Genomic DNA, 14982 nt, shown 5'->3' on the forward strand with positions numbered 1-14982 from the left:
CACGCACACCGGAAGCTGACGCCGGGAGCGGCGCCTCATGTAGAACGCCTGCGGAACCTAGTGCCGAGCCGACAAAGTACCGATCTGGGTGCCACCCTGACCAAACACGGCCAGCTTCCCATCCTCCTGGATCTTGGCAGTGGCGGCATTGGAAAGCCACGTGTCCACCCCTTCGCAGGCCATCCGGGTGGAGGAGAAGCCGCCGAAGCTTACTGTTTTACCGTCCTCGGACCACGAGCCCACCAGTCGGTTGCAGCCGTCAGTCCCGCTTGCACTGCCGTCGGACATGAGTTCCAGGGACGGTTGCTTGGCGTCGTTCGTGTCACCCCACGCACCAACGAAAGGACTGGTCGCTCCCACACACCCGGACAGGACTGCGATCCCAATGACGGCAAGGCAGGCAGCGCGGAGCGGGCGGGACTGGGTCAGCAGCATGCGGCACAGTCTAGGGCCGCGCACCCACGGCCACCAGCCACCGGGCGAACTCGCCGCGAAGGCTACATGACCATCAAAGGGTGCGGTCGGTCGCGACTCAGACGACCGACCGCACTTTGCCCACCTGCCGCAGCGACGGCGCCCCGGGCGGGCCCCAGAACCCGCCACACCCGCCGCTGCAGACTTGGCTAACCCGCGATCGCGGCCGAAAAGGGCGACGGCTCAATCTGCGGGGCTCTCCAAGGTGAGCATTGGTTATGTGTGGGGACCCTCAAATTCGTGACGCGGCTTTTTCGAACAATATTCATTTCTTGGCAAGGTACCCCCGGACCAAAGCCCAAAATGGGAGTTCGGTTGTAGATTGGCCGAATGTTGATCAGCAAACTGCACGAGGCCGAGGTAGACATCGACGTCGAAATGGTCGCCCTCATGCTGGCAGATCAGTACCCAGCGTGGGCCGGCATGCCACTGGTTCCTGTGGCGTCGAGCGGGACGGACAACGTGATGCTCCGATTGGGAGATCGGTTCGTCGTCAGGCTCCCGCGGATAGACGATGCAGCCGGGTCCCTCGCTAAAGAGTGGAAATACTCCGCGTTCCTGGGCCCGCAGCTACCGGCCGCCATACCTGCTCCGATCGCGAAAGGGGCGCCGGGCCGCGGGTATCCATGGGCTTGGACGGTATCGGAATGGCTGCCCGGAGAAAACCCGGTCCCGGGCCGCGCTGAGCTTGGTCTCGCTGCCGATCTGGCCGCGTTCGTCCGGACACTGCATGCGATCGACGTCGGTGTCCCTGCCTCCGACGCCACGCTCAGCAGCTATCGTGGCGGGCGAATCGACGCCCGCGAAACTGCCACGCGCAAGGCCATTGCCGACTGCGACGGCCTCTTGGACACGGCACTGCTGACGGAGGTGTGGGATCTGGTGGCCCAAGCTCCCGAAGGGGACGGCAACGCGGTGTGGATCCACACGGACCTGCAACCCGGGAACCTCTTGGTCAGCGGTTCACGGCTCGCTGGCGTCATCGATTGGGGTGGCCTCGCCATCGGTGATCCGGCTGTTGACCTGATCGTCGCCTGGAATCTGCTGGACGCACCAACACGGGAGGCGTTCCGCACCGCCGTCGAGGTTGACCACAATACCTGGGACCGCGGGCGGGCGTGGGCGCTGTCCATTGGCTTGGTGGCGTATCCGTATTACGTCCACACCAACCCGGCACTGGCTCGCGTCTCCCGCTACCAAATCGAGCAAGTAATCGCCGACGTCACCGGCCCGGGTAGACCACGGCTTTGACTCCGGAACGGACCGCCTGGAGTGCGCCGGAAATGTCAGAGAAGGCACCGACGTCGAACCCTTCCACGCAGTCCGGGCGGCCTGTGCCGCGATGATGCCGATCGGTCCGGCTCCGGCGACTGGACCCGGCCGCCGGACTTCGCCAACCTGTCCAACTTCAACCGGCACTTCCTCAGGGACGCAGCGAAACACGCAGGCAGTACCGCCAAGAGTGCAAGCCTGAGCAATTCCGCAGGGTTTAATGTGCCCATGAGCACCGTTGACCCCGTCGCCCTCAGGAAACTCCGCGCGAGCAAACGCCCTGGCCCGGTCAGCATCATGCTCGCACTGGCTTTCCAATTCATCGGCGGACTGGCCGCGGGTTTTGGGTGGCCACATCTGGCCGAGTTCGAAGGGGCTGAGCCACCTGCTTTGGCCATGGCAGCCGTTATCTCCAGCATCCCGCTACTGGTGCTTAGCTCCATTGCCTGGATGGGCATCGCGATGAAGCACAACAGACTCGGCCTGACGTTGGGCGGGACCATCGCTTGGTTTGGCGCGGCAGCCGGCGTCACGCTGGCCGCCGTCGAACTCGGTAACCCTCCAACGCTTACCTGGGTAGCCGCAGGCTGCCTGGCCATTTGCCTCCTGCTGGCCGGTTTGGGAATCTGGGCCGCCCAAAAGCGGCGTGCCTTGGCGGCCCGTGAGCAAGCGGTGATGAGCGCGGGCGCAGCGACCACGGCAACCGTCACAGACAAGGGTTACGTCGTCTTCGGAGACAGCGCCAAGATCTTCACCACGGTCACTTTCACTTTCCGCGACGGCAGCGGGGTCCAACGCTGGGTGCAGCGCCCCATGCTGATCGACGCCGCCGAGCCGGTACTGGACGGGCAGGAAACTACGCTCTGGTACGACCCAATGGACCCGGGAAATGACCAGATGATCGTGGTCAAACTCGCCAAGGACTCGCCGTTGCGCCAGCCCTGACACCGCATACGTGACTTGGTACGGCAAGCCCCGACACATTCCGCAGCTTCCCGACACTCATAGGTATTGGAAGATGAGAACCGGATGCGCTGCAGGAGCACGATGTGAAAACCCCCAAGTCAATGCCGTCCGCCTTGTCGATTTTCGACACCCTGGACAGCCACCTGATCTTGATGGCCGGACTGGTTGTCCTGACGGGCGTCGTCGCGGTGGTCAGCGTGTCCCTCCTCCTCTTGCTGGCTCCGCTCGCCGCCCTCGCCCTTGGGGGCCTTCGTAGCAAGCAAAGCGACGCAAACGCGCGTAGCGTCGAGCGATTGGATCCGACGCAGCCCGGGAAGATCGACGGCGACGCGGGGCGCCAGGCGCAACCGCCGCTTCCGCCGCGCGGGATCGACTGAAGCTGCCATCCGCCGTCGTGATCTCATCCAGCAAAACATCGACTAGAACGATCTAGACGGCGAGACCCAAGCCGTGTAACGATGGTTCGACTAGAACGATCTAGAGATTTGAATCGAGGAGCACCATGACGTACCTTCAGCATCCGGTCAACGACGACCACCCCGTCCGCATTGCCGTGATCGGCGCGGGCTGGATTGGCACATTCCATGCCGAGTCAATCGCCCGCCGCATCCCCAATGCGCGCCTGGAGGCCATCGCGGATCCTGTTCTTCCCGCGCTCGAAGCACTGGCCGGCAGACTTGGCGTCACCAAAATCACCACCGATGTTGCCGATGTCCTGGCCGATCCGGACGTGGATGCCGTGCTGATCGCAGCGCCGCTTCGCTTCCACTCCGAACTGATCGCCGCGGCAGCCGCGGCTGGCAAGGACGTCTTCTGCGAAAAGCCCGGCGGGCGCACCATCGACGAGCTGGACGCTGCAATTTCCGCGGCCGAGGCTGCCGGCGTCGTGCTCCGCTTCGGCTTTAACCGCCGCTACTCCACCGACTTCGCGGCGGCCCGCAGGTTGATCGACGACGGCGCCGTGGGCGTCCCGCAACTGCTTCGCTCCCTGACGCGGGACCCCGGAACCGAGGCCGGCCTCAGCAACCCGGAGCGCATTGCCCCCGGCACGATTTTCCTGGAAACCCTCATCCACGATTTCGATACCCTCAACTGGCTGAACCCCGGCGCCGTCCCCGTCACGGTTCACGCAGTAGCCGATGCGCTGGTTGCCCCGGAAGCCAAGCCAGACGGACTCCTGGACACGGCGGTGGTGACCGTCACCTACAGCAACGGCGCAATCGCGGTTGCCGAAGCCAACTTCAACGCGCTCTACGGCTACGACGTCCGCGGCGAAGTCTTCGGCTCGGCTGGCATGGTCACTGCCGGCGGGCCGCAGGCGAGCAACGCGACCAGCTACACGGCAGCGGGCATCAATTCTGAAACCTCGAGGCTGAACATCGACCTCTTCCACGACGCTTACACGTCAGAGCTTGCCTGCTTCGCAGACGATGTCAGAGCACGCCGCGGCTCAGTCGCAGAGAGCACGACGGCGGCCAACGCGCCAGCCGCTCCCGGCGGTGTGGATGCCCGCAATGCCCTCGCCGTTGCCCTGGCCGCGTTCAAATCCGCAGAAACCGGGCTGCCGGTTCAGGTGTCCTCGATCGCGGACCTGCAGGCCGCCGAGATTGCACCCATTGGCAGCCCCTCGCTGCAGGCGGCCGGAGCATGAGCTTCCGCCTGGCCGTCTGCGCTGAGATGGTCTACGGCGAACTGCCGTTGATGGACCGCGTTCGGCGCATCCACGATTACGGCTTCGAAGTGGAGTTGTGGGACACCCGTGGGCGGGACATCGCGGCCTTGGCAGCAACCGGTGCCACCTTCTCGTCGATGAGCGGCTACTTCGGCGGCAGCGTGATCGACCCCGCCAATGCGCACGAGGTGGTGGCTTCGGCGGAGAAGCTGATCCCCACGGCGCTGGAGCTCGGAGTCGAAAGGATGGTGGTTCACCCCGCCGAGCTCGGAGAAGGCGGGGTGGCGGTCCGGCCTGCACATCGCTCCACCGGTGAGATGTGGCTGACCGGCTTGCGCACCTTGGAGCAGTTGGCGGAATTGGGTGAGAAGCACGGAATCACTTTCGCCTTGGAAAACCTGAACACCATCCTCGACCACCCGGGCATCCCCTTGGCGAGGGCCAAGGACACACTGGCACTCGTACAGGCCGTCAACCACCCCAACGTGAAGATGATGCTGGATCTCTACCACGCCCAAATTGGCGAGGGGAACCTGATCGAGCTGGTCCGGGCGGCACAGCCGTGGACCGGCGAAATCCAGGTAGCCGACGTTCCCGGACGCTTCGAACCCGGCACCGGCGAGGTCAACTACCCGGGTATCGCCAAGGCTCTCAGCGATGCCGGCTACACCGGAGTGATTGGCTTGGAAGCCGGCGCGATGGGCGGCCAAGGTATCGAGGCCGGGGACACCGCACTGGCCGCCTTCCGCGCCGCTTTCTCTCTCAACTGAGTCGCAGTAGTGCGCGTTTTGACTGCTCATAACGCGCACTACTGCTACCTACTTGGGTTAGTACTTGATCGGTTCCAGGCGACCGCTACGGAGTGAGAGCACGGCGGCTTCCGCGATGGCTTGGGCCTTCAAGCCATCTTCCAGGGAGGGCACTGGTGCAGAGCCTTCCTCAAGCGAGGAAACGAATGCGGCCAAGGCAGCGGCGTACGTTGGCTGCACGCGCTCGAACCACCCCGGGTGCAGCCCGTCGTCCACCACCCGGCCGGACTGGTACCGGGAAACCGCTCCGTTGCGGTGCCGCCGAGCTTCCACCATTCCCTCGGAGCCCATGATCTCGATGCGTTCGTCGTAGCCATATCCGGTGCGCCGTACGGAATCGATCTGGACCAAAGCACCTCCGGGCAGCCGAAGTGTCACGGCGGAGGTGTCGACGTCGTCGTACTTCGCAATCCCGGGCTCCGCCAGAGCAGAACCTGCGGCGAAGACCTCCACTGGATCCAGACCGCTGAGCCAGCGCGCAAGATCGAAGAAGTGCACGGTCTGGTCGCGCATCTGGCCACCGGACACTGCCACATAGGACAGCGGCGGCATGGACGGGCCGCGCGAGGTGAGCTGGATGAGCTCCACCTTGCCGATCTCGCCGGAGTCCACCACACGCTTGAGTTCGGCGTAGTCACGATCGAACCGGCGGTTGAAATCGACCATGACTGGGACGCCGCTGTTCTGCGCGAAGGACGCGGTCTCGCGGGCGCGGTCAAGGTCCAGGTCGATCGGCTTCTCGCAGAGGACCCCGATTCCGGCGGCCGCCGCGCGGCGGAGGTGCTCGGAATGGGTGTCGGTGGATGAAGCGATAAAGATGGCATCGATCGCCGAAGCGTCAAAGACTTCATCCAGCGTCGAGGCGGCACTCGCGCCGTGCGCAGCGGCGAGGGTCTGTGCGCGCTGCTGGTCGACATCGTAAATGAGCCGGAAATCGATGCCGGGGTGGGCGGCCAGGTTGGCGGCGTGGACGGAGCCGATGAAGCCGGCTCCCAGGAGGGCAAAACGGGTCATGTTCAGATTGCTGCTTTCTGGTTCAGGGACTCGGGGACTTTCCAGATGGAACCGTCGTGGTGTGAGGCGGCGACGGCCTCGACGAATTGGACACCGATCAGTCCATCGACCCCGGTAGGGAAGCTGAGCTCACGCTCCGGCAATGCAGTGCCGTCGCGGCGGGCGCGGAGGACTTCGGCGAGGTCGGAGTAGAAGTTGGCGAAGGCCTCAAGGAAGCCTTCGGGATGTCCGAGGCCAACACGGGTGAGCCGGGACGCATCCTCGTGCAGCGCGCTGAGCCCGTGCGTGAGGGTGGTGGTGGCGCCGGCCACGTCCTGGACTGTGAGGTGATGCGGGTCTTCGTGCTGCCATTCGAGGCTGCCATTTTCGCCGTAGACGCGGATGCGGAGCCCATGGTTGTGGCCGGTCGCGGCCATGCTGGCCCAGAGCCGCGCGGGCACGTTGCCGACCAACTCAAGTTCAACGGTGGCGTGATCGAAAACCCGGCGGCCGGGCACCAAGGTCTGCAACCGGCCGGACACGCGCTCGGCTTCGAGCCCGGTGATGTAGCGGAGCAGGTGGAAGGCGTGAGTGCCAAGGTCACCAACAACACTGGGAAAACCGGCGATGTCCGGATTCGTGCGCCACTTTGCCTGCTTGTGGCCCAGCCGTTCGAGCGGCGTCGCAGCCCAGCCGGAGGCATGTTCGACGTCGACAAACCGGATGGCGCCCAACTCACCATTGCGGACCATCCGGGCAGCCTGGCGCACCATCGCGTAGGCCGAGTAGCAGTGCGGCACGGCGAGGACGGCGTCGTTGGCGGCGGCGATGCGCACCAGTTCCGCTGCGGTTTCCGAGTCCTGGGTCAGCGGCTTCTCGCAGACCACCGAGATCCCTGCCTGGAGGAACGTCCGGGCGATCTCGAAGTGGCTGTCGTTGGGAGTTGCCACGACCACGATGTCCACGCCATCTTCACGTGCGGACTCGGCGGCGGCCATCTCGCGGTAGTCGGCGTAGTTGCGGTCGTCCGGCACGCCGAGTTCAGCGGCGATCAGTTGCGAAGTGTTGTGATCGCGCCCGAAGATCCCGGCCTGCAGTTCGAAATGGTCGTCCAGGCGCATGGCGTAACGGTGCGTCTTGCCGATGTCCGCCCCGGCGCCGCCTCCCACCATGCCTGCGATCAGCCGCCGCGTATTTGGTGCACTCATTGAAGATCCTCATTGACGTTTTGGAATTTATTTGGACCGGTCCATAATGGAGTGCGGGAAGGCCGCTCGTCAACCCCTCTAAGCTTGGATGGAACCCGCGGGACCGAGAGGAGACAACGCCGTGACTGATGCCCCCGCATCCGTGCCCAGCATGCCCGGGACCAAGCCCACCATCCGCGACGTCGCAAGCGCCGCCGGTGTCTCCAAATCCCTGGTGTCCCTCGTCTTGCAGGGCTCCGCCAACGTCAGTGAAAGCCGCCGTCGTGCGGTCCTGGAAGCCATGGACAACCTCGGCTACCGACCCAACCGGTTGGCCCAGAGACTTTCCGGCACACGCAGCGGGACCATCGGCGTGATGCTCAACGACATCCGCAACCCGTGGTTCGTCGAGTTGCTCGAAGGGCTGACAGCCTCCCTCCATGCGGCAGGTGTTGCGCCCGTCCTGGCCGACTCGTATACGGATCAGCGCGTGGGCCGGAGTTCCGTGGAAACCTTGCTGGAGCAGCGAATAGACGGGCTGGTGGTTGTCGGAACCACCAACGAGTCGGCCGCGATCGAAAAGGCCGCGCGAATCATCCCGGTGGTCCTCGCTGGAACCCGCGAACCCGTCCTTCCCGGCGTGGACATTGTGGTCAATGACGACGACGCCGGCGCGCAGCAAGCCACCGAGCATCTGTTGCATCTGGGTCACCAACGCATTGCCCACCTGCAGGGGCCGGGCGAGGTGGGAAAGCTGCGGCGTTTGTCTTTCGAACGGACCATGCGTGCGGCCGGCCTCAACCCGACCGTCGTAGCCGGAGGCGTGAGCGAAGAGAGTGCCTACAGCGCCGCGAGCCGTTTGTTGGCCGGCCCGGATCGGCCGACGGCGATCTTCGCCTACAACGACATCGCCTGCATTGGTGCACTCTCGGCGGCGGACGATCTCGGCCTCTCCGTGCCTGAAGACCTCTCACTGGTGGGCTACGACAACACCTACCTGGCCAAGATCCGACACCTCTCGCTGACCTCGGTGGACAACGGGAACCTCGCAGTGGGGGTCGAGGCCGGCAAGTTCATCTTGGAGCGTCTCACCACACCCGATCTTCCGGGACGGCTCCACCAAGTGCCTTCCCAGCTTCAGGTTCGGGGGTCAACGGGGCACGCGCCGGCCGGTTCCTAGCGGCGTTCGGCCGGCTTGCCGCCGTCGGGTTCGTGGCCGCCCCGCAGTAGCAGTACGCCCGCGTTGGCCAGCACAATCAAGCCAATCCCGGCCCACTGCCCGGCCGCCAAATCTTCGTGCAGGGCCACGGCGCCGATAATTGCGGCGAATACGGGATTGATGCTCATCAGCACGCCGAAAAGATTCGCTGGAACCCGGCGCAGGGCGATCAGGTCCGCCACATACGGCAAGACGGACGCGAGGAGACCCGCCCCCACCGCACAGAGGACAGCGAATCCGTCCACTGGCCGACTCAGGAAAATCACGACGGCGACAGGCAGGAACAGGGTGGCCGAAACACCCGACGCGGCTGCTGTCCCCTGGATTCCCGGGATCCTTTGGCCCACCGTCCGGTTCAAGAGTATGTAGGCGGCCCAGCTGCAAGCGGCGATCAGCCCAAAGCCGATGCCAGCGAAATCCATGGATGCCTCCGGCCGGGTAATGGCGACGACGCCGATCCCAGCTGCGACTGCACAGAGCGCGCTGCTCTTCCGGCGGGAGCTGATCAGCGCAACCGCCAAGGGCCCCAGGAACTCAAGGGTCACCGCGAGGCCGAGGCCGATGCGCTGGATGGACGCATAGAGGCCGAGATTCATAGTCCCGAAGACCACAGCCAGCAGGAGCACGGGCCACCACTGGCGCCAACTGAGTTTGTGCAGCCGCGGGCGGACGATCGGCAGGAGCACGGCTGCGGCAACCAGCTGGCGGACGGCCACCACACCCACGGGACCCATCACAGGGAAGGCGAGGGAACCGCTGGCTGCGCCAAGCTGGTTGGACAGGGCGCTGGCCACCAGGGTTGCGGCCCCGCCGGCCTTACGGGACTTCCCGGCGTGGCGGAACTGCGGGGCACCGGAAGCGCTGGTCTCGATCATGGTGAAATTCTGCGCTTCGGTCTCGCATCCACTAAATGCATGGACGCCGCTATTTATACGCTACGTGCATGAATAAGATGAGCCGCATGGACGTCGAATTGAGGCAGTTGCGCTGCCTGGCCGCTGTGGTCGAGGAGGGCACTTTCACCGACGCCGCAATCGAGCTCCGAATGTCCCAGGCGGCAGTGTCCCGCAACATCGCCGGGCTGGAGCAGGCTTTGGGCGTCAGGCTGGTTGAGCGCACCACACGCAGCGTTGGACTCACGGCAGAAGGAGAGCGCGTCCTGGCCAAGGCGCGGCGCATCCTCTCGCTCCTGGCAGATCTGGAGCGGGATGCCCGCGCCGGCACCGGCAAGATCAGGATCGGCTACGCCTGGTCCGCCCTGGGCGAGCACACGACGGAGTTCCAGCGACGCTGGGCGGCTACGTTCCCCACCACGGAATTGCAGCTTGTCCGGTCCAACACCCCCACTGCGGGCCTTACGGATGGAACCACGGACTTCGCCATCCTTCGGCGCCTGCCGGATGCTGCCGCCGTCGAGCATGTCCGGATTGGCGCGGAGAGGCGCTACTGCGCCATGTCCTCCGACGATCCGTTGGCGGCGAGACGGTCGGTGACTCTCGCGCACATTGCCCAACGACCGGTGGCCATGGACCAGCGGACGGGCAGCACCTCATTGGATTTGTGGCCCGAGCAAGGGCGGCCCCAGGAAGTGATCCCTGTCCAGGACATCGACGACTGGCTGAATGTGATTGGCGGCGGCAAAGCCCGTGGCATCACCGCCGAATCCACGGCGCACCAATACCGCCGGCGCGGACTGCTGTATCGCCTGGTTCGTGACGCCCCGCCAGTGCCCGTCTATGCGGCGTGGTCCAAGAAAGACCCGCCGCGGGAATGCGACCGGATTGTGGAGTTGCTGGCGGGGTTGTATAGCGCGGACTAAGAGCAGCGCGCTGACAGGCCCCGCCGCCGGGCCCCTTCAAGGGGACCACGACGGCGGCAAACGGCCGGGCGGAAGCCCCGCGGCTAGAGGTTCTCCACCAGCGAGACGTCGCGGACGGCGCCCTTGTCTGCGGACAGTGCCATCGCAGCGTAGGCGCGGAGGGCAGGAGACACGTGGCGTTCGCGGTCCTTCGGCTTGTACCCGCCGTTGACTTCGAGTTTTTCGCGACGCTCGGCGAGGATCTCGTCCGAGACCTGCAACTGGAGGGAACGCTGAGTGATGTCGATGCTGATGATGTCGCCGTCCTCCACCAGGGCGATGGCGCCGCCGGAGGCAGCCTCCGGAGAGATGTGCCCGATCGACAATCCCGAGGTGCCGCCGGAGAAGCGGCCGTCCGTGATGAGGGCGCACTTCTTGCCCAGGCCGCGGCCCTTGAGGAATGAGGTCGGGTAGAGCATTTCCTGCATGCCCGGTCCGCCCCTGGGGCCTTCGTAGCGGATGACCACCACGTCGCCTTCCTTAATGGACTTGTTCAGGATCTTTTCCACCGCTTCATCCTGCGATTCGCACACAACTGCGGGGCCTTCGAAGATCCAGATGGACTCGTCCACGCCTGCGGTCTTCACTACGGCGCCGTCCACTGCGACGTTGCCGCGCAGCACAGCCAGGCCGCCGTCCTTGGAGTAGGCATGCTCCACAGAACGAATGCAGCCGCCCTCCGCGTCGGTGTCCAGTGACGTCCACTGGTTCGACTGCGAGAACGCCGTAGAGGAGCGGACACCACCGGGAGCCGCGTGCCACAGCGCCTGCGCTTCCTCGGTGGCCTTTCCGCCGCGGATGTCCCAGTCGTCCAGCCAGCCGTCCAAGTTTGCGGAGTGCACGGAGTGGACATTCTTGTGCAGGAGGCCGCCGCGGTTCAGCTCGCCCAGCAGCGCGGGGATGCCGCCGGCACGGTGCACGTCCTCCATGTAATAGGTCTTGTCCTTGGCCACATTCGGGGCCACCTTGGCCAGGCAGGGCACCTGACGGGACTTGGCGTCCATCTCGGCCAGGCCGTACTCCACGCCCGCCTCCTGGGCTGCGGCCAGCAGGTGCAGGATCGTGTTGGTGGAGCCACCCATGGAGATGTCCAGTGCCATGGCGTTGTCGAAAGCCTCGGCCGTGGCGATGGAGCGCGGCAGCACGGAGTCGTCGTCGCCGTCGTAATAGCGCTTCACGAGCTCGACGATAGTGGCGCCGGCCTTCTCGTACAGCGCCTTGCGGGCAGTGTGGGTCGCGAGCACGGAGCCGTTGCCCGGCAGGGCCAGGCCAATAGCCTCGGCGAGGCAGTTCATGGAGTTGGCGGTAAACATGCCCGAGCAGGAACCGCAGGTGGGGCAGGCGTTCTCTTCGATGAGGTTGATGTCTTCATCGGAGATGGATTCGTCCACGGCGTCGGCAATCGCGTTCACCAGGTCCAGGGAGCGCACGGAGCCGTCGGTCAGGGTCACGCGGCCGGCCTCCATGGGACCGCCGGAAACGAACACCACGGGAATATTCAGGCGCAATGCCGCCATGAGCATGCCGGGCGTGATCTTGTCGCAGTTGGAGATGCAGACCAGTGCATCGGCGCAGTGGGCGTTGACCATGTACTCAACGGAGTCTGCGATCAGGTCGCGGGACGGCAGGGAGTAGAGCATGCCGGAGTGGCCCATGGCGATGCCGTCGTCCACGGCGATGGTGTTGAACTCGCGCGGCACTGCACCGGCGGCAAGGATCGCGTCGGAGACGATCCGGCCCACGGGAGCAAGGTGGGTGTGGCCGGGAACGAACTCGGTGAAACTGTTGGCGACGGCGATGATCGGCTTACCGATGTCCGTGTTGGCGACGCCGGAGGCGCGCAGCAGTGCGCGGGCGCCGGCCATGTTGCGGCCGTGGGTGACTGTTCTGGAGCGAAGTGCAGGCATAAGTACCATCCTGCTGATTTTCTACGGCAGGTGGAAGACGGCGCTGCTACTAGTAGTGAAAGTACCAGAGTAATAGTGTTGGATGCATGAGTGATGAGAGGCGCAAGGAACTCGGGCTGTTCCTCAGAACCCGCAGAAACCAAGCACTGCGTTCCGACTACGGCCTCCCGCCGGTTGGGCGCACCCGCGAGCGCGGCCTTCGCCGCGAAGAGATCGCCTTCCTCTCAGGCGTAAGCGTCACCTGGTACACGTGGCTGGAACAGGGCCGGGACATCACGCCGTCCCGGCAGGTCCTCGAGGCCATCGCCCGGACCCTCCACCTGTCCGATACCGGCTTGAGCTACGTCCTTTCCTTGGGCGGCTATTCGACGGCGCAGCCCTCGGGTCCCGTCGCGACCGACGCTCCCGCCCATGTTCAACGCCTGCTCGATGCCCTGGACCCCAACCCTTCTTATGCGCTGTCCCCGGATTGGGGCGTGGCGGGTTGGAACAGGGCCTACGCAGCCCTCTACCCGAACATCGCCCACGTTGCCGCCTCGGACCGGAACCTGCTGTGGCTCGTTTTCACGGATCCGTATGTGCGCGACCTGCTCCCCGATTGGGACGTCACCAGCAAGAGGTTCCTGGCCGAGTTCCGCGCCGAAACCGGCCAGCGCCTCGGCGACCCCGACGTCAAGTACCAAGTGGAACGGCTCAGGGAGGCCAGCCGGGAGTTCCAGGAGAGCTGGGATCAATACGACATCCTGGGCTTCGAATCACGCGAGCGGCTCTTCCACCACCCGGCCGTTGGAGTCCTCCAGCTCGAGCATCACCAGGTAGCGCCCTCTGACCGGCCCGATCTCCATATCGTCGTGTACACCCCTACGCCGGGCAGCAATGCCGAGGGCCAGATGCGGCGCCTCATGGAAGGGAACGGCCAAGGGCCGCTTTTGGCGCAAGGTACCAGCCGCCGTCGCCCTTCAACCTAAGCTGAACAGGCGTCTTTCAGTGCTTTGACCGACTCGGCCGGCACTTGGTCCCCGGCCTCCGCAATCTGGCCCAACGGCGTCGTGATTTCCGCGGGAACACCGGAAGCCTGCGCCGAGGCGACGAGGCCGCTGAGCAGTTGCTTGTCCTGCACGCTCACCAAGCCGTCCTGGACTACCGCGCAAATCTGCTTGGTCACCTCATCGGCAGCGGCAGAAGCCACCTTTGAGGCCGCCTCACTGGCAGCGTTCCCAGCAGCTTCTTCTACCGCGCCACAGCCGGCGAGCACCACCATCAGTGGAATTATGGACAGGGCTGCGAGGTGACGTTTCATGAATCCAGCCTAACAATCCGCTCGGCTTCATCTTCCGGCGCAAACCCGTTAGCCATGTCGTCGCGCGACTGCAATGGTAGTCTACTTACTAGTCTTGCTAGCAAATATGTGGTGCGAGGAAGGTGACAGATGAACGCGACCGAATTGGTCATTCTGCTCGACCACGCCGGCAAAGCCATCGGAAAGGCTCCCAAATCAGAGGTTCACACCCGGCAGACACCACTGCACCTTGCCTTTTCCTGCTACCTGCTCAACGAATCCGGCGAAGTCCTCATCACCCGCCGCTCACCTGAAAAGAAGACGTGGCCAGGGGTATGGACCAACAGTTTCTGTGGACACCCAACCCCGGGCGAAGACCCCCTGGACGCCGTCATTCGCCGAGCCCACTTCGAACTGGGAACGGACATTAAGGCAATCGAGGAGGTGTTGCCTGAATTTCGGTACAGGGCAGTGGACCCCGCAGGCGTGGTCGAAAACGAAGTTTGTCCCGTTTACGTTGCCCGGTCCGCCGGCCCGTTGACTCCGAACCCCGCCGAGGTAGCCGACTGGGCCTGGGTCTCGCCCGCGATGCTCGGCGAAGCCCTCGAACACACGCCCGCGGCCTTCAGCCCGTGGCTTCAGCTTCAGTTCCGGCAGCTCATCGACATCAACGCGCTGCGCCTGGAGCCCGACGCGTGACCGCCCGCCACCCTGCTGCAAAAGCCTGACCCATCACTGAGCGGGGTCCTCGTCGATGGTGTCCACGGCCTCCCGCATTCGCTGCAGGAAATCCATGACCACCCTTGCTTCAGCGGGGCTCAGCGCACTCGCAACGTCCAGGATCCTGCGGTGCATCCCGCCCAGCGTGTGCCGCACTTCCCGGTCTGAACCAGGCGTGGGCCGCAGGATGAGGGCCCGGCGGTCCGTGGGATGAGGCTCGCGACGGATGTGTCCAGAGTCAACCAAGCGGTCGATCAGCGTGGTCATGGAAGCCGAGGTTATGCCGAGCCGGTCACCCAGGTCCTTCGGTTTCATCACCCGGCCCGAAGCTTCTGCCTCAAACAAATACCTCAAGGCCAACAGGTCCTTTTCGCCCATGCCCATGGATGAACGGGTCCGCCTGCGCATCGCCTGTTCCGAGACACGGTAGTCCCGCAGAGCGTTCAGGACATCAACGGCAATTTCGTTCTGACCTGCGTCTTTTCCGTACCAGTAGCCCTTCGCGTGGCCGTCCGCGTCCATTAGGTGATCCTTCGATAAGCGTGAAGCTCGTTTCCCTAGCATTTGATAGTAAGTCAACCACCTCAGCGCAGGGCGCGATTTCGCAGGGTTTTCCACATAGGTGA

16 protein-coding genes are annotated in these 14982 nt (G+C 64.6%); 9 read left to right on the top strand and 7 right to left on the bottom strand.

The window, feature by feature from the left end:
• Positions 1–57: 57 nt before the first annotated feature.
• Positions 58–435: an META domain-containing protein gene (locus ACIQC5_RS09265; RefSeq protein WP_400280729.1), complete on the bottom strand. Its 378-nt coding sequence runs from the start codon at positions 433–435 to the stop codon at positions 58–60.
• Between the two features lie 369 nt (positions 436–804).
• Here ACIQC5_RS09265 and ACIQC5_RS09270 point away from each other — a divergent pair, with 369 nt between their 5' ends.
• From ACIQC5_RS09270 to ACIQC5_RS09290, 5 genes are all read left to right on the top strand, one after another.
• Positions 805–1725, top strand: a complete 921-nt coding sequence (locus ACIQC5_RS09270) for an aminoglycoside phosphotransferase family protein (protein ID WP_400280731.1) — start codon at positions 805–807, stop codon at positions 1723–1725.
• Between the two features lie 249 nt (positions 1726–1974).
• Positions 1975–2691 (top strand): hypothetical protein, encoded by a 717-nt coding sequence (locus tag ACIQC5_RS09275; RefSeq protein WP_400280733.1) that lies wholly within the window; start codon positions 1975–1977, stop codon positions 2689–2691.
• A gap of 104 nt (positions 2692–2795) precedes the next feature.
• A complete protein-coding gene (locus tag ACIQC5_RS09280; protein WP_400280735.1) occupies positions 2796–3089 on the top strand; it encodes a hypothetical protein in 294 nt (97 codons plus the stop codon).
• Positions 3090–3214: 125 nt separating this feature from the next.
• Positions 3215–4363 carry a Gfo/Idh/MocA family oxidoreductase gene (locus ACIQC5_RS09285; protein ID WP_400280737.1) on the top strand — a complete coding sequence of 383 codons (1149 nt, stop codon included), beginning with the start codon at positions 3215–3217 and terminating at the stop codon, positions 4361–4363.
• Complete coding sequence (locus ACIQC5_RS09290) at positions 4360–5154, top strand: TIM barrel protein (protein ID WP_400280739.1); 795 nt, start codon at positions 4360–4362, stop codon at positions 5152–5154. Before ACIQC5_RS09285 ends, ACIQC5_RS09290 begins: the two co-directional genes overlap by 4 nt.
• Positions 5155–5211: 57 nt before the next feature.
• Here the strand turns inward: ACIQC5_RS09290 and ACIQC5_RS09295 are convergent, their stop codons facing one another.
• Positions 5212–6207 carry a Gfo/Idh/MocA family oxidoreductase gene (locus ACIQC5_RS09295; protein ID WP_400280741.1) on the bottom strand — a complete coding sequence of 332 codons (996 nt, stop codon included), beginning with the start codon at positions 6205–6207 and terminating at the stop codon, positions 5212–5214.
• 2 nt (positions 6208–6209) lie between these two features.
• Entirely contained in the window at positions 6210–7394 is a 1185-nt protein-coding gene (locus ACIQC5_RS09300; protein ID WP_400280743.1) for a Gfo/Idh/MocA family protein, read from the bottom strand.
• 121 nt (positions 7395–7515) lie between these two features.
• Here ACIQC5_RS09300 and ACIQC5_RS09305 point away from each other — a divergent pair, with 121 nt between their 5' ends.
• Complete coding sequence (locus tag ACIQC5_RS09305) at positions 7516–8553, top strand: LacI family DNA-binding transcriptional regulator (RefSeq protein ID WP_400280744.1); 1038 nt, start codon at positions 7516–7518, stop codon at positions 8551–8553.
• Here ACIQC5_RS09305 and ACIQC5_RS09310 read toward each other — a convergent pair.
• Positions 8550–9467 (bottom strand): EamA family transporter, encoded by a 918-nt coding sequence (locus tag ACIQC5_RS09310; protein WP_400280746.1) that lies wholly within the window; start codon positions 9465–9467, stop codon positions 8550–8552. The genes ACIQC5_RS09305 and ACIQC5_RS09310 overlap by 4 nt on opposite strands.
• Before the next feature lie 68 nt (positions 9468–9535).
• On the opposite strand from ACIQC5_RS09310, the gene ACIQC5_RS09315 reads away from it, so the two are divergent.
• Positions 9536–10411, top strand: a complete 876-nt coding sequence (locus ACIQC5_RS09315; protein WP_400280748.1) for a LysR family transcriptional regulator — start codon at positions 9536–9538, stop codon at positions 10409–10411.
• 83 nt (positions 10412–10494) lie between these two features.
• Here the strand turns inward: ACIQC5_RS09315 and ilvD are convergent, their stop codons facing one another.
• Complete coding sequence (ilvD, locus tag ACIQC5_RS09320; RefSeq protein ID WP_400280750.1) at positions 10495–12357, bottom strand: dihydroxy-acid dehydratase; 1863 nt, start codon at positions 12355–12357, stop codon at positions 10495–10497.
• Between the two features lie 86 nt (positions 12358–12443).
• Between ilvD and ACIQC5_RS09325 the strand changes: the two genes are divergently transcribed.
• Positions 12444–13325, top strand: coding sequence for a helix-turn-helix transcriptional regulator (locus ACIQC5_RS09325; protein ID WP_400280752.1), 882 nt, complete (start codon positions 12444–12446; stop codon positions 13323–13325).
• Here ACIQC5_RS09325 and ACIQC5_RS09330 read toward each other — a convergent pair.
• Entirely contained in the window at positions 13322–13657 is a 336-nt protein-coding gene (locus ACIQC5_RS09330) for a hypothetical protein (protein ID WP_400280754.1), read from the bottom strand. The two genes, ACIQC5_RS09325 and ACIQC5_RS09330, sit on opposite strands and share 4 nt — an antisense overlap.
• A gap of 129 nt (positions 13658–13786) precedes the next feature.
• On the opposite strand from ACIQC5_RS09330, the gene idi reads away from it, so the two are divergent.
• The gene (gene idi, locus ACIQC5_RS09335; protein ID WP_400280756.1) at positions 13787–14335 is read left to right on the top strand and encodes an isopentenyl-diphosphate Delta-isomerase; all 549 of its coding nucleotides are present in this window, start codon (positions 13787–13789) and stop codon (positions 14333–14335) included.
• A gap of 33 nt (positions 14336–14368) precedes the next feature.
• Here the strand turns inward: idi and ACIQC5_RS09340 are convergent, their stop codons facing one another.
• On the bottom strand, positions 14369–14878 hold the full coding sequence (locus ACIQC5_RS09340) for a MarR family winged helix-turn-helix transcriptional regulator (protein WP_400280758.1): 510 nt from the start codon (positions 14876–14878) through the stop codon (positions 14369–14371).
• Positions 14879–14982: the final 104 nt, after the last annotated feature.

Source organism: Paenarthrobacter sp. NPDC092416 (assembly GCF_044755025.1).
Taxonomy (GTDB): domain Bacteria; phylum Actinomycetota; class Actinomycetes; order Actinomycetales; family Micrococcaceae; genus Arthrobacter.

Excerpts from the sequence above, each read along its gene's own strand:
- ACIQC5_RS09265 (WP_400280729.1), bottom strand. The coding sequence starts at position 435 with ATGCTGCTGACCCAGTCCCGCCCGCTCCGCGCTGCCTGCCTTGCCGTC.
- ACIQC5_RS09270 (WP_400280731.1), top strand. The coding sequence starts at position 805 with ATGTTGATCAGCAAACTGCACGAGGCCGAGGTAGACATCGACGTCGAA.
- ACIQC5_RS09275 (WP_400280733.1), top strand. The coding sequence starts at position 1,975 with ATGAGCACCGTTGACCCCGTCGCCCTCAGGAAACTCCGCGCGAGCAAA.
- ACIQC5_RS09285 (WP_400280737.1), top strand. The coding sequence starts at position 3,215 with ATGACGTACCTTCAGCATCCGGTCAACGACGACCACCCCGTCCGCATT.
- ACIQC5_RS09290 (WP_400280739.1), top strand. The coding sequence starts at position 4,360 with ATGAGCTTCCGCCTGGCCGTCTGCGCTGAGATGGTCTACGGCGAACTG.
- ACIQC5_RS09295 (WP_400280741.1), bottom strand. The coding sequence starts at position 6,207 with ATGACCCGTTTTGCCCTCCTGGGAGCCGGCTTCATCGGCTCCGTCCAC.
- ACIQC5_RS09300 (WP_400280743.1), bottom strand. The coding sequence starts at position 7,394 with ATGAGTGCACCAAATACGCGGCGGCTGATCGCAGGCATGGTGGGAGGC.
- ACIQC5_RS09310 (WP_400280746.1), bottom strand. The coding sequence starts at position 9,467 with ATGATCGAGACCAGCGCTTCCGGTGCCCCGCAGTTCCGCCACGCCGGG.
- ACIQC5_RS09315 (WP_400280748.1), top strand. The coding sequence starts at position 9,536 with ATGAATAAGATGAGCCGCATGGACGTCGAATTGAGGCAGTTGCGCTGC.
- ilvD (WP_400280750.1), bottom strand. The coding sequence starts at position 12,357 with ATGCCTGCACTTCGCTCCAGAACAGTCACCCACGGCCGCAACATGGCC.
- ACIQC5_RS09325 (WP_400280752.1), top strand. The coding sequence starts at position 12,444 with ATGAGTGATGAGAGGCGCAAGGAACTCGGGCTGTTCCTCAGAACCCGC.
- ACIQC5_RS09330 (WP_400280754.1), bottom strand. The coding sequence starts at position 13,657 with ATGAAACGTCACCTCGCAGCCCTGTCCATAATTCCACTGATGGTGGTG.
- idi (WP_400280756.1), top strand. The coding sequence starts at position 13,787 with ATGAACGCGACCGAATTGGTCATTCTGCTCGACCACGCCGGCAAAGCC.
- ACIQC5_RS09340 (WP_400280758.1), bottom strand. The coding sequence starts at position 14,878 with ATGGACGCGGACGGCCACGCGAAGGGCTACTGGTACGGAAAAGACGCA.